General features: G+C 40.9%; 21 protein-coding genes and 1 pseudogene. 11 read left to right on the top strand and 11 right to left on the bottom strand.

The window, feature by feature from the left end:
- The first annotated feature begins 259 nt into the window (after positions 1-259).
- Both phnR and L3V77_RS10080 read left to right on the top strand, forming a co-directional pair.
- Positions 260-964: a phosphonate utilization transcriptional regulator PhnR gene (gene phnR / locus L3V77_RS10085; protein ID WP_275134030.1), complete on the top strand. Its 705-nt coding sequence runs from the start codon at positions 260-262 to the stop codon at positions 962-964.
- Between the two features lie 35 nt (positions 965-999).
- Positions 1,000-1,905 carry a multidrug transporter gene (locus L3V77_RS10080; RefSeq protein WP_275134029.1) on the top strand — a complete coding sequence of 302 codons (906 nt, stop codon included), beginning with the start codon at positions 1,000-1,002 and terminating at the stop codon, positions 1,903-1,905.
- Between the two features lie 254 nt (positions 1,906-2,159).
- On the opposite strand, the gene L3V77_RS10075 is transcribed toward L3V77_RS10080, so the two are convergent.
- From L3V77_RS10075 to L3V77_RS10045, 7 genes are all read right to left on the bottom strand, one after another.
- A complete protein-coding gene (locus L3V77_RS10075; protein WP_275134028.1) occupies positions 2,160-3,188 on the bottom strand; it encodes a LacI family DNA-binding transcriptional regulator in 1,029 nt (342 codons plus the stop codon).
- A gap of 3 nt (positions 3,189-3,191) precedes the next feature.
- Positions 3,192-5,018 carry a hypothetical protein gene (locus tag L3V77_RS10070; RefSeq protein ID WP_275134027.1) on the bottom strand — a complete coding sequence of 609 codons (1,827 nt, stop codon included), beginning with the start codon at positions 5,016-5,018 and terminating at the stop codon, positions 3,192-3,194.
- Positions 5,019-5,107: 89 nt separating this feature from the next.
- A complete protein-coding gene (gene ugpC, locus L3V77_RS10065) occupies positions 5,108-6,205 on the bottom strand; it encodes a sn-glycerol-3-phosphate ABC transporter ATP-binding protein UgpC (RefSeq protein ID WP_275134026.1) in 1,098 nt (365 codons plus the stop codon).
- A 2-nt stretch (positions 6,206-6,207) separates the two neighbouring features.
- Entirely contained in the window at positions 6,208-7,170 is a 963-nt protein-coding gene (locus tag L3V77_RS10060) for a carbohydrate ABC transporter permease (RefSeq protein WP_275134025.1), read from the bottom strand.
- A gap of 6 nt (positions 7,171-7,176) precedes the next feature.
- Positions 7,177-8,040: a sugar ABC transporter permease gene (locus L3V77_RS10055; protein ID WP_275134024.1), complete on the bottom strand. Its 864-nt coding sequence runs from the start codon at positions 8,038-8,040 to the stop codon at positions 7,177-7,179.
- Positions 8,041-8,113: 73 nt separating this feature from the next.
- Entirely contained in the window at positions 8,114-9,463 is a 1,350-nt protein-coding gene (locus L3V77_RS10050) for an extracellular solute-binding protein (RefSeq protein ID WP_275134023.1), read from the bottom strand.
- Between the two features lie 58 nt (positions 9,464-9,521).
- A complete protein-coding gene (locus tag L3V77_RS10045) occupies positions 9,522-11,225 on the bottom strand; it encodes an alpha-amylase family glycosyl hydrolase (RefSeq protein WP_275134022.1) in 1,704 nt (567 codons plus the stop codon).
- Between the two features lie 344 nt (positions 11,226-11,569).
- Between L3V77_RS10045 and L3V77_RS10040 the strand changes: the two genes are divergently transcribed.
- The 6 genes from L3V77_RS10040 to L3V77_RS10015 all read left to right on the top strand — a co-directional run bounded on the left by L3V77_RS10040 (position 11,570) and on the right by L3V77_RS10015 (position 16,784).
- Complete coding sequence (locus L3V77_RS10040) at positions 11,570-12,907, top strand: glycosyltransferase family 4 protein (RefSeq protein ID WP_275134021.1); 1,338 nt, start codon at positions 11,570-11,572, stop codon at positions 12,905-12,907.
- A gap of 164 nt (positions 12,908-13,071) precedes the next feature.
- The gene (locus L3V77_RS10035; protein ID WP_275136744.1) at positions 13,072-13,542 is read left to right on the top strand and encodes a hypothetical protein; all 471 of its coding nucleotides are present in this window, start codon (positions 13,072-13,074) and stop codon (positions 13,540-13,542) included.
- A 304-nt stretch (positions 13,543-13,846) separates the two neighbouring features.
- Entirely contained in the window at positions 13,847-14,116 is a 270-nt protein-coding gene (locus L3V77_RS10030) for a PTS sugar transporter subunit IIB (RefSeq protein ID WP_275136743.1), read from the top strand.
- Between the two features lie 9 nt (positions 14,117-14,125).
- Positions 14,126-15,382: a PTS ascorbate transporter subunit IIC gene (locus L3V77_RS10025; protein ID WP_275134020.1), complete on the top strand. Its 1,257-nt coding sequence runs from the start codon at positions 14,126-14,128 to the stop codon at positions 15,380-15,382.
- Positions 15,379-15,828 (top strand): PTS sugar transporter subunit IIA, encoded by a 450-nt coding sequence (locus L3V77_RS10020; RefSeq protein WP_275134019.1) that lies wholly within the window; start codon positions 15,379-15,381, stop codon positions 15,826-15,828. Before L3V77_RS10025 ends, L3V77_RS10020 begins: the two co-directional genes overlap by 4 nt.
- 659 nt (positions 15,829-16,487) lie before the next feature.
- Positions 16,488-16,784, top strand: coding sequence for a hypothetical protein (locus L3V77_RS10015; RefSeq protein WP_275134018.1), 297 nt, complete (start codon positions 16,488-16,490; stop codon positions 16,782-16,784).
- 422 nt (positions 16,785-17,206) lie between these two features.
- Here the strand turns inward: L3V77_RS10015 and L3V77_RS10010 are convergent.
- A pseudogene (locus L3V77_RS10010) lies at positions 17,207-17,434 on the bottom strand (transposase family protein); the annotation flags it as partial.
- 317 nt (positions 17,435-17,751) lie between these two features.
- Between L3V77_RS10010 and L3V77_RS10005 the strand changes: the two are divergent.
- Positions 17,752-20,010, top strand: a complete 2,259-nt coding sequence (locus tag L3V77_RS10005; RefSeq protein ID WP_275134017.1) for an alpha-N-acetylglucosaminidase — start codon at positions 17,752-17,754, stop codon at positions 20,008-20,010.
- A 172-nt stretch (positions 20,011-20,182) separates the two neighbouring features.
- On the opposite strand, the gene L3V77_RS10000 is transcribed toward L3V77_RS10005, so the two are convergent.
- Positions 20,183-20,635 (bottom strand): MarR family winged helix-turn-helix transcriptional regulator, encoded by a 453-nt coding sequence (locus L3V77_RS10000; protein ID WP_275134016.1) that lies wholly within the window; start codon positions 20,633-20,635, stop codon positions 20,183-20,185.
- Positions 20,636-20,726: 91 nt separating this feature from the next.
- On the opposite strand from L3V77_RS10000, the gene L3V77_RS09995 reads away from it, so the two are divergent.
- Complete coding sequence (locus L3V77_RS09995; RefSeq protein ID WP_275134015.1) at positions 20,727-21,875, top strand: twin-arginine translocation pathway signal protein; 1,149 nt, start codon at positions 20,727-20,729, stop codon at positions 21,873-21,875.
- Between the two features lie 36 nt (positions 21,876-21,911).
- Here L3V77_RS09995 and L3V77_RS09990 read toward each other — a convergent pair whose 3' ends face one another.
- The gene (locus tag L3V77_RS09990) at positions 21,912-22,046 is read right to left on the bottom strand and encodes a hypothetical protein (RefSeq protein WP_275134014.1); all 135 of its coding nucleotides are present in this window, start codon (positions 22,044-22,046) and stop codon (positions 21,912-21,914) included.
- A 343-nt stretch (positions 22,047-22,389) separates the two neighbouring features.
- Here L3V77_RS09990 and L3V77_RS09985 point away from each other — a divergent pair, with 343 nt between their 5' ends.
- Positions 22,390-22,842: a hypothetical protein gene (locus L3V77_RS09985; protein ID WP_275134013.1), complete on the top strand. Its 453-nt coding sequence runs from the start codon at positions 22,390-22,392 to the stop codon at positions 22,840-22,842.
- A gap of 139 nt (positions 22,843-22,981) precedes the next feature.
- Here the strand turns inward: L3V77_RS09985 and L3V77_RS09980 are convergent, their stop codons facing one another.
- Complete coding sequence (locus L3V77_RS09980) at positions 22,982-23,527, bottom strand: carboxymuconolactone decarboxylase family protein (RefSeq protein ID WP_275134012.1); 546 nt, start codon at positions 23,525-23,527, stop codon at positions 22,982-22,984.
- Between the last annotated feature and the right edge of the window lie 222 nt (positions 23,528-23,749).

Below are 23,749 nucleotides of genomic sequence, written 5' to 3'. Positions count from 1 at the left end.
AATTGAGTATTACTTTATCAAGTTAAATTTGGCGTCGTAAATAGCTAACAAGGAAATTCATAAAACATTAACCTCAATGAAATAAACGTATATGAAAAAATGAGGTGTATTTAAATGGCTAATTCTTTACTAAAACGATTGTTTTATTTTGCTCTAGGAATCAATATGTTCTAAATTCTTAATAAGAATATCTATCTGGTTAATACCAGATTAAATTCACCGACATTAGATTAGAATTGAGTTAATCAAAGGGTAGAACGTGCAATATATAAAAATTAAAAACGTTATCGTTGAGCAAATTGAGTCTGGGCTGCTACCGTCACGCCAGAAATTGCCTTCTGAGCGGAAGCTTGCCGAGTCTTTTAATACAACGCGAGTTACCCTGAGAGGGGCACTTTCACTGCTGGAAGCGGAAGGGCGAATCTATCGAGAAGACCGACGCGGTTGGTTCATCTCACCAGAGCCCCTTTATTATGACCCAACGCAGACGCTTAATTTTTATAATATGGCTTTAGCGCAACATCGTTTACCGAAAACAGAGTTGGTTTCGGCCGAAGCGCTTCTTGCGACAAAGCAAGCGACGAGGTTGCTTAAGTTGGATCCATTTTCAGATGTATACCGGATTGACCGAGTACGCTATTTGGAAGACCGACCCGTTGTGTTTGTAACAAACTTCGTTCGACCAGAGCGATTCCCTAACTTACTCAATTTTGATTTATCGCAATCACTGACCGATATCTATCGCGACCATTTTGGTGTTGAATATCATAAAGTTCAGTACCGTATCGTCACCACAACCGTGCAGGATGAAATAGCACAGGCTTTAAGAGTCAGGGCGGGCTCTCCGGCTATGTTAGTGGAACGGAAGAACTATAATCAACAAGATGAACTCATCGATTGTGATATTGAATATTGGCGCAATGATGCCATCTGTATCGAGTCTATTGCACATATAGAACGATAGGTTGTCTGGTAGTAAATAATAAATGGAATTTTTTTATGGCTTTCTGGCCAAGTATCATCGTTATTGTGTCTGCAATTATGCATGCGGGTTGGAACGTTTTAGGTAAGTCTAATAGCCATTCCAGAATGGCATTTTTCTTAGCCTCAAGTGTGACGGCTGCGCTTATTTTGACGCCTTATTTAATCTGGTTTGTTGTTACCGTTGGCATCGACGCATTGGAGAATAATTTCTGGTTATTGCTTATCAGTAGCGGTGTTTTTCAAATGATTTATCTGCTCGGGCTCGCCAATGCTTACAGACAAGCGGATATCTGTGTTATTTATCCTATTGCGCGGGCGTTGCCTGTTTTGATGGTGGGATTTGGAACGGTACTGATGGGGTATTCATTGTCTTACAATGAATGGTTTGGTTTCATTCTAATTACCGCTGGTTGTCTGTTTGTGCCACTGTCTCAGTTTGGTGAGCTGAAACTAAAGGCGTATCTCAACTTTGGCGTATTTTGGGCGTTATTTGCCGCGATAGGGACGACAGGTTACTCGATCATCGACAAAGAGGCGCTCTTACATCTCGATATTTTGGTGTCAATTCAGGCCCCTTCGTATTATTCAGCGGTGTTCTATTTAGGGATCCAGTATTGGGCGATCTGCGCGTCGTTATGTCTCTGGTTACTTTTATCCAACAATAAGCAGGAATTTCTGACCGCTTGGTCGATCAGAAAACGCAGTGCTGTTGCTGGGATAATGATGTCTTCAACCTATGGTTTGGTACTTTTTGCTATGACGATGACTGATAACGTTAGCTATGTTGTGGCGCTTCGCCAGATAAGTATCGTTTTTGGTTTAGGGATGGGGATCTATTTTTTGAAGGAAAAATGGTACTTAACCCGAGGCGTTGGTGTTGCCTGTATCACGTCGGGCCTCATCATAGCGCTATGCTTTTAGTGTGTTAAAAAAGAGAGAGCGCGATGCGATAATGCCAATCATTTAAGAGAAAGTAGCCATCGTCATTCCCGTGTAAACGGAATCTGTGTGGTTTTAGACCCTCACTTTCGTGAGGACGACGGCGTTTGATCTTTTAAGTGAACAGCATTAGCGTGCTTTATCTTGAAGACTCTCCATTTTCAATACTCTTCATTCGCAAGAAACCATTATTCGTTGGCGGATATTTAAGTGCAGAGGCGATAACTAATTTCGCGCTACTTAATGTCCACGTATTCTGTATTTACTTGGGCATCGGATTGTCGTGCGACAATCTCAGCTTGATACCAGTTTTGAACCTCGAATGTTCGTTTTTCTAGTTTGTTAAGCATGAGTTTCGCCATTGCTTCACCGACACCGTGAGTCTCGTATTTTAGAGACGTAATTGATGGTTTAGCATAACGGCTGTGTTCGTAATCGCCGTAGCCAGCAATGGCGACGTCTTCGCCAGGTCGATAACCTAATTCTTCGCAGGCGGCGATTGTGCCGAGTGCCATTGTGTCGTCTGCACATAAAATTGAGGTAGGACGTTTGGCTAATGACATCACCTCTTTGGTCATTTTCATGGCCGCCCCTTCGTTGAGGTCGCCATTTAATAGCCAGCGATTATCGGTTGGCAATTTGGCTTCCTGCATAGCTTGTAAGTAGCCCTGCTGACGGGCTTTAGATAGCGTCAATTCTATCGGCGCATCAAGGAAAGCTATACGTGTGTGGCCTAATGCTATTTGACGCTTGGTTAACTCATAAAAGGCGTGTCGGTTATCGACGTCCACAAAACTGTCGGTAGGAAAACCGGTATCAAAGCCGTGGCAAACGTAAGGGAACTGACGTTTTTGCAGCATCGCGATGCGGTCGTCATTGCTGCGAGTACGAACAATGAATAATCCATCAACCAGACCACTGGTTATAAAATCCAGATAAACCTGTTGCTCGTCTTGCCATTCCGAAATGGTTGTCACGATTAACTGGTATTCATGCTTGGCTAAGAATGCAGCCGCGCCTGCTAATACCTTAGAGAAAGCAGGAGAGACAAACATTCTAGAACTTGCCGGTAGTATAATGCCGACATTTCGTGATTTACCTGAGGCTAACCGTTTAGCTGTAGGGTTTGCTTTATACCCAATCTCTTGAGCCGCTCGTAATACCTTTTCTCGAGTGTCTGAATTTACATCTGAGTATCCATTCAACGCTCTAGAGACCGTTGATTTGGATATGCCTAGATGCTCAGCAAGTTTCTTAATGGACATAAGTTACCCTAGATTTAATAAACAGTTAGACAATACATTGTGTGCTTCAATGGAAACCTGCGTTTCCAATAAGCTGTCGTAGTATTCGTTCCAACCCTTGAGGTTAGCCTCAACCTGTGATGATAATGAATTTTCACAATAATCTAAACACTGAGTAAGCCGTAATGCGCCACTATCAAGATAATCTGAACATTTAACACTGCCTTCAAGCATAAATCGTATCAAGGCAAGTGTTACTGGTGTTTGCGAAACAAACGTACCCGTAAACGGGTAAAGCTTCTCTTTGATGGCCGTCAAATCAATCGAATGACAGTTTGCGTAGGTGCTAAATAGCAAGATTCGTTCAATATCGCCTAACGCCTTTCCCGCTTCTGCGACCTGCATTGCTCTTCCAGCAAAGGCATCCTTGTCGTGTCGCATGATGAGACCCGGTCGATGGCTATAAGCCAAATATTGGCCGTCAATCGGATTCGCTAAGACCGACAGGATGAAGGCTTGGTCTTCAGCACGATGAATAAATGTTGGGGTAAAAGGACGGTATTTGTAAAGCGCTTTAATGGAAATACCGTTTGTTCCCCCTGTGACATGTACACGCTGAATATCATGTCGCTTACTCAGGATCTCTTCTTCTGTTGAGATGGCTTGTGGCCAGCGGGAACAGAATAACTGTTCAAAAATAGCGTAGTCACTGCCATCCGGTGCCTTAACATCCGCAGTAAATAAGCCTTTGTGAGCATCGGACTCATTGACTAATCCACCCGCTAGCATGCCAAGGTGTACTGAATTGCCTTCAGCGTCTACGCCATCGGCTCCCCAGTTTGATTGAATCATAAGCTCAAATGCGGATAGGCCTGTTTCCTCGATGAGCATTGCTTGGTCAAATACTTGGTCCAAATCTATCTTAAAGGTGGCGTGAAGTTGTGGGTTGATGGTCCGTTGCCAGAGGGGAGCAATGGCTTTCAGAAATGTATAATGTCGGCCGTATGCTCCGTTTACGCCAAAGACATCTTTTAGTTCAGTCGATGCGCATGGGAAGGCAGTAGCCAATACATTTTGGCATTCACACTCGCTAAATAATGCCACCTGAATGTGCTTCAATTTAAGGTGCGTTCGAATCTCGTATTCTACGTATTCTTTGGCGATGTTTGCTAAAGAAGGGTGAGTCACGGAGCAAGACAACACAACCGTTAGTTTTTGTTCTTCTGTCATATTGCCGCGCTCGATTTCGACCGATAATGCGCTATCCAAGTGTTTTAGGCCGTAAAGGATCTCATTCTCGTCGGCGTGAATGCCGATAGGTATTGGATGGTCGTACCAATATTGCTGCTGTTCTTGTTGGGCTAGCTGAACGGTTTGATGGAATGCTTTACCCAAATCGATATGTTGAATATCATCATTTTCTAGAGGAATCGTCAGCAAGATGTTGCTTGTGACCAATAGTTGTTCGGCGACATTGGTGAAAAGGTTGTGCGGTTTTTGAATCTCATTGAGAGTGCGTGCTGTTTGAATTCTATTTCGTACGGCGGCGGGCTTTGTTTCACAATCGATCGCTTCTGGACTGAACATCGCCCAAAAAGGGTGGGTTCTATCGGATATAGAAATACCGATTAATTCTTGTTCGACTATCGGTAAACATCGCTGAGCAAACTGAATAACCGGGTGACCGCTGTTTTGCTCTATCAATGATGCAGCATGAATGAACGCTTTATGCTGGGGAGATTGCGCGATAAACCAAGCGTGACATAGCTGACTTGACAGGTCTTTAGCGTGATGTATCGAAAACGTATTCGTGGTGTTTAGTCGTTCACAGATGTCGGTTAATAATGACATGGGTTAATCCTGTAAACCCCCTTTGTTAGCAAAGGGGGGAGGGAGCATAGGTTATAGGTGAGTAACCAGCTTATAAGTAAGTAAAGAGATCAGAGACGTTGCTCGGTATCTTTGTCAAAAACTAACACACGGGAAAGGTCGACAATGAGGTCCATTTTTTCGCCCCGCACTAATTCTGACCGCAGATCGAGTCGCGCTTTTATCGGCCCGTCACCCAGTGTGAATAGAACCTCTTTATCGAAACCCATTGGTTCAATGAGATCGATGGTTACTTGATTGAACGTGAAGTTCTCTTCGCTTTCGCCAAAGAAGCTTTTGTCATTAAAGAAGTCTGGGCGTATACCTACTTTTACATCTAATCCTTGTTCTGGAATATCTTCTTTGTATGCAACGCTCGATAGTTTCTCACGTGGGAGGTCATAGCCACCAATATGTAAGGCGTCGTTATACAGTTTACCTTGCATAATATTCATGGAAGGTGAGCCAATAAATTGGGCCACAAATATATTCACAGGATTGAGGTAGATCTCCATCGGCGTGCCAGCTTGAGCGATATGACCGTCATGAAGGACCACCACTTTGTCTGCCAGCGTCATGGCTTCTACTTGGTCGTGAGTAACATAAACGCTCGTACGCCCAAATTTGTTATGGATCTTGCCAATCTCTGTACGCATATGTCCACGAAGCTTTGCATCTAGGTTTGAAAGCGGTTCGTCAAACAGAAATACATCAGCCTCACGAATAATGGCTCTACCCATCGCGACACGTTGACGTTGTCCGCCAGATAAATCGGCGGGCTTGCGATCTAATAACTCGTCAAGTTGCAGCATTTCAGAGACCTCGACAAGGCGACGTTGAATCTCTGCTTCGTCAACCTTTAGTCGTCGAAGGGCAAAAACGATATTCTCTTTCACTGACTTATGCGGGTATAGAGCATAGTTTTGAAAGACCATCGCAATATTTCGGTGTTGCGGTTCGACATCGTTGACGATTTTGTCGCCAATAATAATTTCGCCTGAAGTGGCTTGCTCTAAACCTGCAATCATTCGCAATGTTGTTGATTTGCCACAGCCAGAAGGGCCGACGAGGACAACAAATTCGCCATCTTCGATCTCTAAGTCTATGCCTTTCACTACTTTCGTTTCGTCGTAGTTCTTAACGATATTTTTAAGTTTTATAGAAGCCATGATTAACCCTTAACGCCGCCTTCAGTATTTCCGCCTTTCATAAAGCGAGATGCAAATAAGAAACAAACTACAATTGGTGCAAGAGTCAGCATTGATGCTGCCATGATCCGATCCCAAATTGCATTTTTCGATACAAATAGTTCTTGCAGAGCAAGTGGTAGAGTATGGAACTCTGGGTATTGCTTTAGGAATACTGATGCAAATAAGTACTCGTTCCAACCGATGATGAAACAGTAAATAAAGACCGTTGCTAACATAGGTAAAGAGAGCGGTAATACTACTTTGATAATGGCTTCCGTTCTGGAACAACCATCCATCATTGCGGCTTCTTCGAGCGCAACCGGAATACCACGGAAATAGTTACCAAGCATATACATGCCGACGGGTAGTGTCTGAACAATATAGATGAGGAAAAGACTAAATACACTTCCCCACATAGACGACGCTAACCCTATATTCATGGCCATTTGATACAGTGGCACCATCAATAACACGCCACCGACCATATACACGAATAGGACAGAGCGTTGTATGACCACCTTGCCTTTGAATCGGAGCCGGCTGATGGAATATGCCCCCATGACAGCAAAGATAAGAGAAATCGTTGCCGCACCTACTGAGAACATCACGCTATTCAACATGTACTTTCCAAATGGAAACAGATTGTCGTTAGCGGTGTATTTGGCTGCAATCGCCTCTTTTTTTGCTTGAGGAAGCTTTGGATTATCGAGTATTTTTTGAATCGCAGCAGGTATTTTGACCTCTTTCGTTTCGGTTAACCCGAGCAACTCTTTATAGGCCTCAAGGTTGATAACTTGAGGGATAAGCGATGGATTACCCCAATCAAACTGGTGCTTGAGAGAAGTAGAAAGGATTTGGGCAAAGGGAAGTAAACTAAAGCTTACTAATAGTCCCACTGCTAAGACGAATCCAAGACGTCCTTTTAATGACCGTTTTCCTAGCATGATTATTTACCACTTCATGATTTTTTTGATATAGAACCAGATGAATACGCACAGGACACCAAGTTGAATGACGGAGGTTGCCGCCGCTAATCCTTGGTCAATAACGCCTGTGAATGCTTGGTAGTACGTAAATATTGGTAATGTCTGCACATTGGGTGCTAACAGGTATACATCCTCGAAACGATTAAGGTTCCAAATGAGGCGCAGTAATACCACGGTAGCAAGAACAAAATGCAGCTCTGGTAACGTGACGTGGAAGAAGCGGCCAATAGGCCCGTATCCATCAATAGAAGCGGCTTCATATTGATCACGTGAAATTGAAATTAGTTTGGACAAAATTAACATGCACGCGATGGGAGCGTGTTTCCAGATGTCAAAGATCACCACAACCCACAAGGCTGAATCAGGGTCACCAATAAGGTTAGTACGCTCACTCCAAAGACTAAACACATCAACCATTAAGTAGTTAATAACCCCGGAAATAGGGTCGAACAAAAACTGCCAACCAAAGACGACAGAGATGACTGGTGCGACGTAAGGAAGCATAATTGCAGCATTCACAAGTCCCCGGCCTTTAAATGGTTCACGTAGCAATAAGGCCATCGCTAAACCGAGAAGTGTAGTACCAACGACGGTACCAAATAGATACAAACCGGTGGTACCGATAGCCGAATAATAATCCGGATTTGAGAGAAGTTTTGTGTAGTTTTCTAACCCGACAAATGCTTTGTCACCATTTAGCTGAACATCAAAAAAGCTCAGGTAGATGTTATACACTAGAGGGTAAAGAATGAGTAAGCTAAGAATAACAATAGTTGGCGCAACTAGCTTCCAACCAAACCTTGCTTCAGCTCTTTCTAATGGAGTCATGAGTTTCCCTTGAGACGTTTTTCTTGCAATAAATGTGGGGCGACAATGTACCCCACACTCTATTTGACGGTGATTACTTCGCAACCACTTCTTGCATCTGCTTTTCAGCCCAATCTAAAGACGCTTGTGTGTCTTTATTTTCGATTGTTGCGCTATAAATCATACGAGGGATGATCTGTTTTGCAAAGATTTCACCAGACTTAGGGAACGTTTTACCGTCAACAACAGAGAAGTTTTTGATGTTGTCAAAACCCGCGACTATCTCTTTAATCGACTCTTTTCCGTATTGAGCAAAAATACCTTTTGGATCGTTCAAGAACTCGTCTGTTTCCGCAATATCACGAAGCATGGGTAGATGACCACCAACCGCCATGTGTGAATAGGCGACAACCTGATCTTTCTCGTTCATGTATTCAATGAACAATTTTGTCGCGTCTACCTCTGCTTTGTTGTCATTTTTCATCACGGTGAATCCAACTAAAGTACCGAATGACGAAGGCGATGACTTGGTAATGGTTGTAGCTAAACGCGTGTTTTTTGCGAGTTTAGGGTCAAAAGCCGCGCCTTTAAGGTCACTAAAGTTCTCAGAGCTTAGTGAGCCAGCAGCTGCTTCTGCAAGGGCAATATCGTCAAGGATGTAGGACGAATAGAAAAACATCGCTAACTTTCCTTGTAAATAGTAGTCACGTGCACGCCATGTCTGTGGCCCTGGAGGATTATACTGAGAAAGTGTTTTGTAGAAATCGAGCACCTCAGCTTGGGCTTTGGAGTTAAAGACGAGTTCGCCATCTTTATTAAACTGCCCAGCGTCATTTGAAAGGGCAAACTGGGTGTAACACTGTTCGGCATAGCTATCTGCTTTGGTACCAATAAGAATACCGTATTGATTTTCTGTTGGCTTGTAGAAATGCTTGGCTGCTTTTTCAATCGCTTCCCACGTGGTTGGTGGTGCAAGGCCAGCGTCTTTAAACCAGTCGGCACGGTACCAAATACCTTGAACCCAGCCTCGGTAAGGAACGGCGACATACTCATTGATGTCAGGATTTTCGACAAGAGTAAGTGCGCCATCATAGAAGCGTGATTTACCAATGCTGTTGATAACATCTGTATTTGCAGTGGTGTCAACAATGCCTTCTTCGGCAAAAGCTAAAGACAAGTTAGATCCGACTTCAATCATGTCAGGTAGCGTGTTAGACGCGGCCGCAGCGGCAATCTGCTTTGGCATGTCGTTTTCATCAACCGCAACAATTTTTACATCGATACCTGGGTTTAATGCTTCAAATACATCCGCCATAATTTCGATGGTCTGAATCCGGTCTGATTGAGTTTGCGTTGTCCAATACTCAACAGTAGTTGCATTCGCTAAACTCGGAAGAGCCAATCCAGCTGCTGCGAGTCCGAGGGTTAGAGTTTTGAGTTTCATCGGTCTGTCCTTTTTGATGTTCTTAAGTTATTAAAGTCGTATTTATAACGTCGACATTCTATTTGTTGTTGCTTAGCCACATCACTTGGTAGGGGGCAAGCGTTATGGTTGTTTCTACTCGTTGGTCGGAAATCAAATCCCTATTTAAATGAGTGAGTAAAATAGAGGTTTCTAGTTCAACGGTTTCATCACTAATGTTGATAACAACCGCGATTTGTTCATTACGTACGAATGTCATTAAACGGGAGTCAGTTTTGACTACTCGCTGCGATGCATTCGGCATAAATGAGGGTTCATTCTTGCGCAAAGCTAATAAGCTTTCAAAGCGCTTCAATACTTGATGACGCCTAGTCTTAGGATCATTTATTTCACTTACGACCGTATCCGCGTCCAGTTTCTCGCGATTAATTGCTCGGTTATATCCTAGAGATTCTAGACCGTCGATGTCATTTTGCGACCCCAATAGGCTGTGAATATAGATACCTGGAACCCCCGCCATGGAAAGCAGTATCGATTGTGCGGCCATAAAGCGATTCAGGTTGGTTTGATCGTCTGCATTACTATCACGAACGGCATCGAAGTAATTGATGTTTAACTCATAAGGGCTCTGTGTCCCATCGCCGTTATCTTTGTAAGAGACGCGTCCACCGTTGCTTTCAACGCCTCTAAGCAATCTTTGGACTTGCTCTTTATTGAGAATGCCTTCTACTGGACGAACGCCAATACCATCATGTGATGCAAGGAAGTTAAAGAATGTGGTGGTGTCAGAGCATGGCTCTAAGCTTGCCATCCAATCAACAATTTGGTCACTTTTACCGGTTTGGATAGTATGCAGCGTGAGCGGTGGTAGAGGAAATTGATAGACTAGGTGCGCCTCATTCTGACCATTGCCAAAATAACTGATATTGTCCTTATGCGGTACGTTTGTTTCGGTAATGAGCTTTAAATGTGGAGCGACAGCGCCAAGTATGGCACGCATTGCCTGAATGAGAGCATGAACCTGTGGTTGATGTAGACAAGGTGTATCAAGTTCTTTCCACATAAAACCAATGGCGTCTAGGCGAATAAAGGACGCACCTTGCTCGACATAAAATAGCATTAACTCAACGATTTTTTGGAAAACCTGTGGGCATCGGAAATTGAGGTCTATTTGATCTTCACTGAAGGTCGTCCAGACATGTTTTGTGCCATGAGTTGTCTCGAAAGCCGTTAACAAAGGTAATGCTCTTGGTCGAGTAACCGAACTATAATCTCTGTCAGGGTTTGCTTCGACAAAAAACTCACGATACTGCTCTTCGCCTTTTAGGTAGCCCTGAAACCAATCGCTTGATTGCGAAATATGATTAATAACGCCATCAAACATCAACTCATAGTCGTTGGATAGTGCTTTAACGTCGGTCCAATCGCCAAGGTCTGGATTAATTTTCCAATAGTCAATGACGGAAAATCCGTCATCCGAGGTGTAGGGAAAACAAGGTAAAAGGTGCACGGAAGAAAGTAGGTCTTTAGCATGGTTATTGAGAAAACGGTGTAGCGTTTTAAGTGGGGCTTCTCCCGCTTTAACCATTGAGTCACCGTAGGTAATGAGCATGATGTCGTTCTGGTCTACCCAACGTTTCTTATCTTCTGAATTTTTGACTCCAGATGCGATGCTGATTAGCTGTGGAATAAGATGCGAAAGTTGTTCTGGAGAATAGACACCCGCAAGAATCTGTTGCAAATCTTTGGTCGTATTTTTTAGTGCGATGTTTTCTACTGTCATTTTTGATATACCACAATATTTTTGGGTTTTAAGTCATGGACGTATAAGACATTTGCCCTTACAAAACCGGTTTTGTATTTTTAGAAAAAATAATGAGAACGAATCTCATTGGTTTTATAAAGCTAGTCATGCTTGCCTATTAATAGTCTAGTACAAGTTCGTTTGATGGTTTATTGCGCCAAATCACATTTCGAGAATTCACCGGAACCGGTTTTGGTGATTGTGAAGTGTATCACTAATCTTGAGGTTAACGATTGGCAGATGAGTATGCAGACTCTAACCTTGCCTTACTAAAATCACTATTGGTTCACCACCTACTTACCGACGCATAGATTGGATATTCGATGAACATACTGTTAGCACACTTTCGAGTGGGAGAAACCGATGGGGTTTCTTTAGAAATGGATAAATGGAAATGGGCGCTTGAGGTAATGGGGCATAATGTCTCTTATTTGGCCGGCAGTTCGGGCAGTTGTGAAGCGAACTTGATTCCTGAACTCCATTATCTTGAACCATTTAACGACAAAATTATTCATAACGCTTATGTAGAAAGAACCGATTTTAAGTCAGAAAATGATTTGCTTGAAGCCATTGAAACTCGGGCGACGGTTATTGCAGAAAATATCATTGAGGTCATTCGAACACGAAATATCGATGTTGTCGTTCCAAATAATATCTGGTCGCTGGGTTATCATCTCCCTGCGGCGATAGGTTTGATGAAGGCGATTGAGCAGACGCAGACGAGGGTTATTTGTCATCACCATGATTTTCATTGGGAAAGGGTAAAATACTCCAATCCGACGTCCGATGGGATCGGTAAATTACTGGCGTCACACTTTCCTCCGAAGCACCCACTAGTTGAGCATTGCGTAATCAATAGGATCGCTCAAGACGAGATTAAACAAAGAAGAGACATTGACGCCACGGTTGTGCCTAATGTGTTTGATTTCCATAACAGTGATTGGAAAATTGACGAATACAATCAAGACCTGAGAAGCCGATTTGGTATACGCCCGAATGACGTGATGTTCTTGCAAGCGACGCGTGTGGTTGCTCGAAAGGGGATTGAACTCGCGATTGACGTGATAAGTCAAATATCACATCAACGGGCACATTTGGAAGGTAAAACGCTTTATAACGGAGAGACTTTTTGCCAGCAGAGCCGGCTAATCTTAGTCTTTGCGGGTATGTGTGAAGAAGAGCGTTATCGCCGTCTTTTGAAAGATAAAGCGCAGAGTAAAGGCGTAGAACTTCTTTTTATTAGCGATTGGGTCGGTCATTCACGCGATGAAAGAGAAGGGCAAAAAGTGTATTCGTTGTGGGATGTATATTGCCATGCCGATATTATTACTTATCCAAGCTTGCTTGAGGGGTGGGGTAATCAGTTTCTTGAAGGTCTGGTGGCTAAGGTGCCGATGGTGGTTTATCGCTATCCAGTATACGATCTCGATATTGCTAATTATCAGTTCGACATTATTGATTTAGGCAATACCCACGAGATCGACTCACAAGGTTTAGCTTATATAGAATCTAACAAGCTTGCCCTCGCCACGACGGAAACTGTTGCCTATCTATTTGATAGTGAAATGCGTAGCCAGCGGATGAAAAATAACTATGACATTGGTGAGCAGAATTTTTCATACCCCGCGTTAAAGGCACTTTTGGAGGAAGTGTTTGTTTGAAAATTGGACGATTTGTCCCTAGTTTCACTATCATTCGAAGTGTATAAGCCTATACTTATTGAATAATCGTTTTACCAAAATTGCGAAAGGGTGTAAATTAATTGGTTCAAACATTATTCATGTAGATAAGCATAAAGATGCAAGAGAGAAAAATAGTGAAGAAGATGGACGCTCCGCTAGATATGCAAAATGGAGCCAGATTTAAAACAAATAAACATGGATATGTGACAGTAGTGGAATATTATAATTGCCACACTGTCATTGTGACGTTTGAAAATACAGGTAACATTCGAGCAATCAGCGCAACTAAATTAAGACGAGGTAATGTACCCGATAGATCAGTACCACCGGAATCAATAATGGTTGGAATTAAGGTCGAATCAGTTAAGCATGGGTTGCTTGTCATCACTAAAGTTGAATCTGAAAATATTGTTGTTCTTGCGAATGAAAATAGTGAAGAAATTCGCATGTTGCTACCTGCCGTGCAAAGTATGATAGATAAAGCAGGTGAGGCCGACCTAGAAAATGTTGATTTAGACAAGCCCACTTCATTAAAACAGTTAACCAAGCGAAATAAGAAAGCCAAAGACGTAAACCGCTTATTTAAGAAAATACTGTCTGATTATGGTAAATAATTAAACATATGGGTATATCTACGTGTAAATAGGTAAAATGTTATACTAACGTTGTCTTTATTAACTCTTCTTCCTGATTTTTTCTTATATTTCCCTTCTATTTTTTAACTAGGAGCTTTTTGATGTAATCGATAAACTCCGCTATTTTGGTTGTGCACACTTCATTTATGTGATCCATTTCACAAGGTCATTGTGACTTTGTGATGAGGATCCTGTTTGATTTGTGGCCATTCTTGTATGCTTCGTTCAAGGCCTTACAAAAAATATATATATTCTATTTAATCCAATGAGAGACAAAAATAATATGAAAAAAATCTTGGTTGTATGTGGAAACGGTTTAGGAACATCTCTGATGATGGAGATGGCTGTAAAAGAGGTGGTAAAAAAACTTGGTGTTGAAGCTGAAGTAGATCATGAAGACTTGTCTTCAGCGGCCTCTAGTAAAGCAGATATTTGGGTTGCAGCATCTGATATTGCAAACCAATTAGAAGAAGCAGGAAAGAAAAATATAATTAGTTTAAAAAATATATTTGATAAAGAATCTATCGAACAACAATTAAAAACATTTTTGTAGGAAAATATCATGGCAAACTTTTTTGAATTTATGCTTGGCTTATTAAAAGAGCCGGCAATTATGGTTGGTTTAATTGCATTTGTTGGTCTTGTTGCTCAAAAGTCCGACGTATCAACCGTATTGAAAGGAACAATTAAAACCGTAATGGGATTCTTAATCCTCGGTTTTGGTGCCGGTGCATTGGTAGGTGCACTAAATAACTTTTCAGTTGTATTTACAGAAGCTTTTGGTGTAAGTGGCGTTATTCCAAATAACGAAGCGATTGTGGCCTTGGCGCAAGAAGCGTTTGGCTACGAGATGGCTTTAATAATGTTTTTTGCTTTCGTTGTTAATATTATATTGGCCCGTGTTACTCCATTAAAATACATTTTCTTAACCGGCCACCACACTATGTTTATGTCAATGTTGGTAGCGGTAATCTTATCAACTTCTGGGATGACAGGCGCGGCTTTAATCGCCGTTGGTTCTATTCTGGTTGGTTCTTTGATGGTTATTATGCCTGCACTTGGTCAGAAATATACTGAAAAAGTGATGGGTACAGACCAGCTTGCAATTGGGCACTTCTCGACTCTCTCATACATTGTGGCAGGGTATGTAGGCAGCAAATTTGGTGACACTTCTAAAACAACAGAAGATATCCAAATGCCTAAGAGCCTTATGTTCTTGCGTGATACGCCTGTTGCTGTAGCGACAACCATGTCAGTATTTTTCATGTTGGCGTCTATTTTTGCTGGTGGTGATTTTGTCACGACGGTATCTGGCGGACAAAACTGGGTTGTGTTCACTGTGATGCAATCGCTGATTTTTGCTGGTGGTGTATATATTGTTCTTCAAGGTGTGAAAATGCTGATTGCCGAGATCGTTCCGGCGTTCAAAGGTATTTCAGATAACCTAGTACCGGGTGCTAAACCAGCACTAGATTGTCCTATGGTATTCCCTGTTGCACCAAATGCTGTATTAATTGGCTTTTTGTGCTCGTTTTCTGCAGGACTTGTTGCAATGGGTATTCAAGGTCTATTCGGTTGGACAATCATTGTTGCAGGTGTCGTTCCTCACTTCTTCGTTGGTGGTGCTTCAGGTGTTTATGGTAATGCGACCGGTGGTTTACGTGGCGCTATCTTGGGTTCTTTTGCTCAAGGGCTATGTATCTCATTCCTACCAATGCTATTGCTACCAGTGCTTGGTGGATTAGGGCTAGAAGCTACAACGTTTGCTGATTTTGATTTTGGTGTAGTTGGTTTGATTCTTGGTTGGATTGTTTCATGAGTCTATACGACTTAATTGGACGTGACGGCATTGTCGTCACTTCAGAAAAGAACCTGTCGGTGGATTCTGCGTTAACGTTGACGTGCTCAGTATTACTCGCAAGAGGGGATATTGAAGCGAGCTACTTAGACGCTATTAAAGTTAAACACAAAGAGATTGGTGCGTATTATGTTTTAGCACCAAAGATAGCCATGCCTCATGCTCGCCCAGAGGACGGGGTAAATAAAGCGGCCTTACAAGTTACTGTGTTTAAAAATGGCGTAGATTTGGAGTCGAGTGATAACGGCGACGTTTATCTTGCGATTACTTTAGCGGCAATGGATTCTGACAGTCATATCCATACGATTATGGCATTGTCTAACCTGTTTCAAAACGATGATGATATTGATCGTATCATTGCTGCGAATGATGAGTCTGAAATAGTAAAAATACTACAAGCCTATTAAAGGCAAATAGAATGACAATATAAAACCTAGCATCGTGAAGTGATTCTTTATGTGCTAGGTTTTTTGCCATTGATATTCACCCATTTTTTTCGGCCGTCATGGTCGTCTTTTGTGGTGTCAATTAAGGTAAACTCGGCGAGCTTATTAATCACTTTGGTTATGCTTGGTTGAACATTTCGTAATCAATAGGATTGCTTAGGATCAGATTAAACAAAGAAGAAGCATTGACGCAACGGCTGTGCTCAATGTGTTTGATTGCCATCACAGTGATTGGAAAATTGATGAATACAATCAAGACTTGAGAAACCGGTTTGGTATACACCCGAATGACGTGATGTTGTTGCAAGCGACGCGTGTGGTTGCTCGAAAAGGGATTGAACTCGGGATTGACTTGATAAACCAAATATCACATCAACGGACACATTTGGAAGGAAAAACACGTTATAACGGAGAATTTTTTGCCAGCGGGGTCGGCTAATATTCGTCTTTTCGGGTATGTGTGAAGAAGAGCGTTATCGCCGTCTTTTGAAAGATAAAGCGCAAAGTAAAGGTGCCTAACTTCTCTTTATTAGCGATTGGGTCGGTCACTTATTACTTGTCCAAGCTTGCATGAGGGGTGGGGTAATCAGTTCCTTAAAGGTCTGGTGGCTAAGGTGCCGATGGTGGTTTATCGTTATCCAGTATACGATCTCAATATTCCTAATTATCAGTTCGACATTATTGAATTAGGCAATACCCACGAGATCGACTCACAAAATTTAGCTTATATAGAATCTAACAAGCTTGCCCTTGCCACGACGGAAACTATTGCCTATCTATTTGATATCGAAAAGTGGGCTAAATCTCACTTCCAACGTAAGTGCTCAATGAGCGAATACATATTCAATGTTTCGGCTATAGTCAGCGATAAGCCATCAATAGATTTGCGCATATCGGTGACGCTAGAAACGAGGTAAACATTACTCGACGGCATCATTGCAGAGCATCAACTCAATGTTTGATTTGAGCCTGTGTTTTTTGGATTATATTACTTTTGTTGTAAAAATAAACCTCGTAAACATTAATTTAATATAGAATAATACAACAAGATAAATATACACATAACTAACACCAATAACTAACATTAATAATTAATATCAAACAAAGAATGAGACGCACACGAAAACCATAATTAGTATTACATACTGTTTGCATTTTTAATTTGAATAAACATTGCAAAGAAACAATAAATTAAGAGCATGTTGATTTAATTTAACAAAAATAAAATGCATTATACATTGGTGTTATATATACACTAAAATCTTACATTTTTGATTGTTAAGTAAAATACTTATTAAATCACTAAACCTAATAAAAAGAGACAGTATTTGGTGCAGGATGAGATCACTCGCGCTATGGTGTTGTGGACAGTTAGATTTTGTTGAAATAGATCTTTTTTCTGTTACCAATCTAGATGAGCCCGACCAAAAGTCTCTATGCCTTCCCAACCCTGAGCATCAGTGATGACAGCGAATACCGTTAAAAAAAACGGTAATGGACAGTTGATTTTAGTTGATTGTCTAGGAGCGTCTAAAGAGCAGAGGTGTTTAGAAAAGGCGTTTGTCATCTTAATTGTCCTAAAAAGAGAGTGCATGATAACAACTAATTTAGACCGTCAATCCAATCGTTCTGTTTGGTTAAAAATTCATGGCCTCACCCATGCTTAATGGGTGGTTTGTAAAAGTAAACGGAATAAGAATAAATTGTCAAAGGACCAAAGTATATAGAAAAGACAAATAGAGTGTTTAAGTTGAGTATCTATAAAAATGTTCCCCGCATAAAACTAATTAATTTTGGACCATTCAGGAAGGTTAAAGCTCAGTGCATAATTTCTAAATATTAATATTTAATCCGTAACCATATACAACAAATCAGGAGAGTCTGATGAAACAGATTATTTACGTTATATCGGTTTTAATTGCTGTTATTCTCACACCTATTAACGCGCAAGGGAAACCGCAACAGCAGTTTAATTCGTATAATATTCGTTCACAAGTACCAATAACTGAGCAATTAGTTGCGGCTAACGATCTGATTGAACGTATTGTTGGTAAAATACATGCAAAAACTTTTGAAGCTAAAATTATTGAGACAGAGAACTCAAAGGACATTTATAGTGTAAAACAAGGTAAAAACAATAAAATTATTTTACAAGGTAATAGCGGTGTAAGCATTGCTATGGCTTTACATCATTATCTCAAAAACGAGGTGAATTATCATTATAGTTGGAATGGCAGTAATACTACTTTACCTCAAAAATTACCGGAAGTTTCGAGACCAATTACAAAAATTGTAGAAGCGAATTATAGAGTGTTCTTCAATTATGTAACGTTAAGTTATTCTACACCGTGGTGGGATTGGCAGGATTGGCAAAGCTGTATCGATTTTCTTGCGATGAATGGCATTAATATGCCGTTATCTGTAGTAGGCATTGAAGCTGTTTGGTACAACACGTTGTTAGAGATGAATTTTAATGATGCTGAAGCAAGAGAATTTTTAGTTGGGCCGGCTTTTTTTGCATGGCAATGGATGCAGAATATAGAGAAACATGCAGGACCTTTACCAAAAAGTTGGATCGACAGTCATGAATTACTGGGGCAGAAAATTCTTGAACGTCAACGCGCCATAGGAATGATGCCTATTCAACAAGGTTTCTCAGGATTTGTTCCACGAGCAATGATAAAAAAATTTCCTGAGGCGGCAATTGTTAAACAAAAATCTTGGGTTGGCTTTGAAGGAGTCGCTCAGCTCGACCCTCTTGATCCTCTTTTTCAAAAAATGGGCAAAATATTTTTAACGCAACAGAAAAATATTTTTGGTGACAATCACTTATTTGCTGCTGATCCTTTCCATGAAGGAAAGCCTCCTAAAGAAGGTGACGAATACCTAAGTAATGTCGGGGCTGCTATTCATCAATTATTCAAGCAACATGACCCGGAAAGTGTCTGGTTAATGCAAGCTTGGGATATTCGTGAGCCTATCGCAACAGCGGTTCCTAAAAAAGATTTGGTTGTTCTTGATTTAGATGGCCGAAATCGTGTCAAAAATGATAACTTTTGGGGTTTTCCTTTTATTGTAGGTTCATTGCATAACTTTGGTGGGCGTATCAATTTACATGGTGATTTGAGACTGCTTGCACAAGATAAATTTACGACTATCCGAGAAGACGCTCCAAATGCGGTAGGTTCTGGTTTATTTATGGAAGGTATTGGACAAAATCCTGTTTATTATGATTTGGCTCTGCAAATGTTGACTGAAGGCAATTCAATTGAGATCGAATACTGGTTGAAAGACTATACTAAACGTCGATATGGAAAATCGACTGTAAATGCTACTAAAGCGTGGAAAATATTGCTTAATACGGTATACAAAGCAGGTACGGACGGTGTCGAAAAAAGTTCTATGATTGCAGCTAGACCGGCTTTGGATGTGAAGAAATCAGGTCCTAATGAAGGCTTAGAAATTCCTTATGAGGAAGCCGATTTATTATTGGCATGGCAATTATTACTTGCTGATAACGAATTACTTGGCGAGTCGGATGGTTATAGGTTCGATGTAGTTGATATAGGCCGCCAAGTATTGTCGAATTTATCACAGCATTATCAAAAACGAACTATTGAGTCGTTTAGAGCGAAAGACAAGTCTGCATTCGAGAGAAACAGCTTAGCATTTTTAGTATTGCTTGAAGATGTCGATCAACTAGTTGCTACTCGAAAGGAGTACAGTTTAGAACAATGGGTTACAAAGGCACGATCTTGGGCAAAAAATTCAACCGAGGCTGATTTATATGAATATAATGCTTTGCAATTGCTTACGCTTTGGGGAGGAGATGAGGAAATGAAAATATTTGATTATGCTTGGCGAGAATGGTCTGGTTTAATCAGTTTATATTATGCACCTCGCTGGGAAATGTTCTTTAATTTTTTAAGTGATAAACTTGAAAATAATGAACAATATTCTGACGAGGGGTTAGATATGGTTTATGGAAGAGAAGGGTTTAGAGCCAATGCCTTTTATAATAGTATGGCTGACTGGGAAACTTCATGGGTTAAAAAAAACCATACTTATCCAAAAGTACAAAACAACAAAGAAATTGTTGAATCATTAAAGTTTTATGAAAAATATAAGAATATGATTAAATAATCTAACTCTACTCTACTCTAATAGTATAGTAAAAAAAACAGCGCTAATATTTGGTGCTGTTTTTTTAGTGAGTATTCATTATGAGGCGAATAATAGGCAATTACACAGATTGCGGGACAAGATCAGGTGATACTCTATGTGCTAGGTTTCGGTTTTTTTGCCATTGATGGTTTCATTCTCTATGTTCATCTAACCACGTTTTCAACTTGTCAATTTTACTTAACATTTGTTGCATCTCTTTTTCATCCCAATCTTGAAAACAGGCGTCCAATTTAGGAATAAAACTCTCGCGAGCATTGTTTACTTTCTCCAAGCCCGTGCTATTGATACTCACCCATTTTTTTCGGCCGTCATGGTCGTCTTTTGTGATGTCAATTAAGCCAAACTCGGCGAGCTTATTAATCACTTTGGTTATGCCTGGTTGATTCATTTGCATCACCTGAGCGAGTTGACTGACCGTTTGTGATCTTTCCGGTTGGTGAGAGAAATGATTGAGCAAATTGAATTGAGATTGATTTAATCCTAGTGGAGCTAATACCTTAGCTATCCAGTTATCATTAAGTTGATGAATAATACCTAATGATATAAATAGGTTAGCATATAACTCTTGTTTAGTTTTGGTCATAACGTAAAAATACCTTGATATACATTCCATGGAATGCATATAATTATTCCGTGGAATGTATATTATCAGTGTATTGGACGGAGTGAAAGTGATGAACAGAAGAAATTTTATAAAAGTGATGGGAACAGGGGCTGTTGTTTTAGCAGCAAGTCCTCTTTTGCTCGATCAAATAAATGGTGCGAAATCTGAATCATTTAGGCCAGTACATACCTATGATGACATAAGAAAAACACTTTTAAGTTATGCGATGTTGTGTCCGAATGCGCACAATAAGCAGCCATGGAAAGTAACGCTGCATGGTCAAAACGAAATCATGCTCTTTGTTGACTCAGAGCGCCTACTGCCTGAAACCGACCCTGTTCATCGTCAAATTCATATAAGCCAGGGTACCTTTATCGAAAGCCTAGTTATCGCAGCGACCTATTTTGGTTTTAAAGCGGATGTGGTGTATTTTCCTGAAGGGGAGTATGACGATAAAAGCCTTGTTGCGCTGCCTGTGGCCTCAATCAAGTTAATAAAACAGCCGGATATTCAGACAGACCCACTATTTACCCAGTTACTTAGTCGACAGTCGAATAAGACGCCTTACACTGACAATAAGGTACCAAAGCCGGATAGGGAGAGGCTTGAAAAATTAGTTGAAGATAGTCCGTTTTTACTACGCATTGTTGACGAGTCGTCGGAGACAAAAAACATGGCTGACTTTGTCATTAAGGCGATGAAAATAGAAGAGAAAGAACGAGCGAGGAACATGGAAACTATTGCTATGTTTCGTTTTGATGATGAAGAGTTTGCTCAGCATCGAGATGGGTTTGGTTTGCCCCAAAATGGTGTCGTTGGCGTTAAGCGTATGGTCGCGGAAGCGTTCTTTTTAAGCCGAGCTCAATCAGAAAAAGACCCCTCTAGTTTTGGTAAAGAAGGGGTGAAGTTGACGCAAAATGTCGCGAATAGCACCCAACATTTTGCGTTACTTTCAAGTCAAGACAATAGCCGAAAGACACAAGTAGAAATTGGACGGCTATATAACCGCCTTAATCTAACAACATCGGCATTAGGTATTGCCCAGCATCCCATGAGCCAAATATTGCAGGAGTATGAAGATATGCTGCCTCTGCAGGCGGAGTTTAAAAAACACTATCACGTACAAAACCATGAAACCGTACAGATGTTATTTCGTCTAGGAAAAGCGAAGGCCACGCCGTTATCACCAAGGCGAGAAGTACAAGCCTTATTAGGGTAAATACCTTTAAAAAGCCGCACAACGTGAGATGTGCGGTTATGTTTTTAATTCAATGTCCATACACGCTTGATTATCTTGCGTTGAAACGCTACCTCCGGTTGTCCACCAACCGTCAATACCATCGTTAAATGCACCATTTCGAATCATTTGTTCAGCAGAGACAATTGGCATTAAGACATCGCTGGTTATTCCTATCAGTAGAACTGAAATCGGTTTTTCATGTCACCTCCTTATCAATTGGTACCAGATAAGAGAGAAAATCCGTCTTGTTAATCATTTATAAATTGCGTGTGTAACCCACTTCCATATGAATAATGTATATGTGTAACAACTGGTTACCTATTTCTGGTATGTTATACGCTAAATTGAGATATGTCCGAGAATTACGTGACTCTATTAACGATTAAACTTGGCGAATATTGAAAATATAATCAATAATTAGTTTTATATACCACTTTTTGAGGAACGATAGTCGGTATGGGCGTCTGCATCCACGCCTCTTATGACTTATACTATGGATAAAATATACGGAAAAATTCTGCAGGCTTTACGTCCCGGCAACCAAACCACATTTAGCTCACCTGAGATACCCGGTGTGAATTTTTCGATTTTTGTTAGTGAGCGATTCGATGTACTTTCTATCACAACAGAAATTTTGGGGAATCCATCGACTATTCGCGTGGGTGTTAATTCTCAAACTGAACTGATGTTAGACGAAGCGATAGAGTCATTTGAAGCAACGATTGCGGTGAGTATTTATGGCACATTGTACAAAGAAATGATGTTACCGATCCCGCAAGGGTATAGCCAAGTTGAAAGTAGCGGGTCATTACTGACGACTTTTAGATTGTGTTTGCAGTATATAGAAGAATTTGTGCCAATTTTAGAGCGCTTTATTGAAGAGGTACTATCGCTAAAAGCGGTTGAGCTACATAATAAAGCGGTTGAACAAGGATCCTGGGATTAATTTGTTTCATCGTAATTCTCGTGTCATGTCTTATGATAAATGTAATTTTTGACAAAAAAATAGCCAGCGAAAGGGTACTGGCTTGGTAATTAAGTCGAAGGCAGTGGACTTTTATATATAGAAGATAAAATCTACGTATTTATTTCCAAAGTAATTTTTCAAACGCTTTATCTACAGGCGTATTTGCCAGATGGTTGGTGTAGTTACTCATGATTTTCTGAGATAACCCCAACACAATTTCAAGCAATTGGCGCTGACCATAACCAGCAGCAAAAAAGGTTTCAATATCCGCATTTGAAATCACGCCACGATCGCGCACCATTAATAGCGTCGTATCATGAAGAACCTGCAGTTTTGCCGTTGTCATTTTTCCTTTATTACGTAGTGCTTCGGTTAACGCTGGGTCGACCTTCATCATATTTGCTATTCCAGTGTGTGCTGGTACGCAATAGTGGCATTCATGTTCAACGTTAATCGTTTGCCAGACAACCGTGAGCTCTTCAGCATTGAATGAAGAGTCAGAGAACAATTTGTGCAGTGTTTGATAACCCTCCAACAATTCCGGTGATTCTGCCATTACCGCATGCAAACCAGGAAGCATACCGAATGCTTTGATTGAACCTTCTAGTAATGTTTTGCTTGCTTCAGGTGCTGTTTCTACAGTGTGAAGAGTAAACTCGGTCATGTTTATATTCCTTGTCATTAGCCATTCAAAAGTGATGTGATGGTGGTGAGGTATGTAATGCTTACCACGTTGATGTGAAAGACTATAATATAAAATGAACAGTCGTTCAATTAATACTTGAACATTTGTTCATTTAAATTTAGTTAGCATAAATTGATGAGTTATATTCTTGGTTTGTTAAAAAGATTAAACGGGTTTAAGCAGCAGGGAAAAGTGGGCTCT

Origin of the sequence: Vibrio sp. DW001 (assembly GCF_029016285.1) — a bacterium.
GTDB lineage: Bacteria > Pseudomonadota > Gammaproteobacteria > Enterobacterales > Vibrionaceae > Vibrio.
This window is presented reverse-complemented; position numbering and strand designations above follow the sequence as displayed.

Coding starts and splice junctions, on each gene's coding strand:
- L3V77_RS10040 (WP_275134021.1), top strand. CDS start 11,570: ATGAACATACTGTTAGCACACTTTCGAGTGGGAGAAACCGATGGGGTT.
- L3V77_RS10055 (WP_275134024.1), bottom strand. CDS start 8,040: ATGACTCCATTAGAAAGAGCTGAAGCAAGGTTTGGTTGGAAGCTAGTT.
- L3V77_RS10070 (WP_275134027.1), bottom strand. CDS start 5,018: ATGTCATTATTAACCGACATCTGTGAACGACTAAACACCACGAATACG.
- L3V77_RS10035 (WP_275136744.1), top strand. CDS start 13,072: ATGGACGCTCCGCTAGATATGCAAAATGGAGCCAGATTTAAAACAAAT.
- L3V77_RS10080 (WP_275134029.1), top strand. CDS start 1,000: ATGGCTTTCTGGCCAAGTATCATCGTTATTGTGTCTGCAATTATGCAT.
- L3V77_RS09980 (WP_275134012.1), bottom strand. CDS start 23,527: ATGACCGAGTTTACTCTTCACACTGTAGAAACAGCACCTGAAGCAAGC.
- L3V77_RS10015 (WP_275134018.1), top strand. CDS start 16,488: ATGGTGGTTTATCGTTATCCAGTATACGATCTCAATATTCCTAATTAT.
- L3V77_RS10030 (WP_275136743.1), top strand. CDS start 13,847: ATGAAAAAAATCTTGGTTGTATGTGGAAACGGTTTAGGAACATCTCTG.
- L3V77_RS10045 (WP_275134022.1), bottom strand. CDS start 11,225: ATGACAGTAGAAAACATCGCACTAAAAAATACGACCAAAGATTTGCAA.
- L3V77_RS10060 (WP_275134025.1), bottom strand. CDS start 7,170: ATGCTAGGAAAACGGTCATTAAAAGGACGTCTTGGATTCGTCTTAGCA.
- L3V77_RS10025 (WP_275134020.1), top strand. CDS start 14,126: ATGGCAAACTTTTTTGAATTTATGCTTGGCTTATTAAAAGAGCCGGCA.
- L3V77_RS10075 (WP_275134028.1), bottom strand. CDS start 3,188: ATGTCCATTAAGAAACTTGCTGAGCATCTAGGCATATCCAAATCAACG.
- L3V77_RS09985 (WP_275134013.1), top strand. CDS start 22,390: ATGGATAAAATATACGGAAAAATTCTGCAGGCTTTACGTCCCGGCAAC.
- L3V77_RS10000 (WP_275134016.1), bottom strand. CDS start 20,635: ATGACCAAAACTAAACAAGAGTTATATGCTAACCTATTTATATCATTA.
- L3V77_RS09990 (WP_275134014.1), bottom strand. CDS start 22,046: ATGCCAATTGTCTCTGCTGAACAAATGATTCGAAATGGTGCATTTAAC.
- L3V77_RS09995 (WP_275134015.1), top strand. CDS start 20,727: ATGAACAGAAGAAATTTTATAAAAGTGATGGGAACAGGGGCTGTTGTT.
- ugpC (WP_275134026.1), bottom strand. CDS start 6,205: ATGGCTTCTATAAAACTTAAAAATATCGTTAAGAACTACGACGAAACG.
- L3V77_RS10005 (WP_275134017.1), top strand. CDS start 17,752: ATGAAACAGATTATTTACGTTATATCGGTTTTAATTGCTGTTATTCTC.
- L3V77_RS10020 (WP_275134019.1), top strand. CDS start 15,379: ATGAGTCTATACGACTTAATTGGACGTGACGGCATTGTCGTCACTTCA.
- L3V77_RS10050 (WP_275134023.1), bottom strand. CDS start 9,463: ATGAAACTCAAAACTCTAACCCTCGGACTCGCAGCAGCTGGATTGGCT.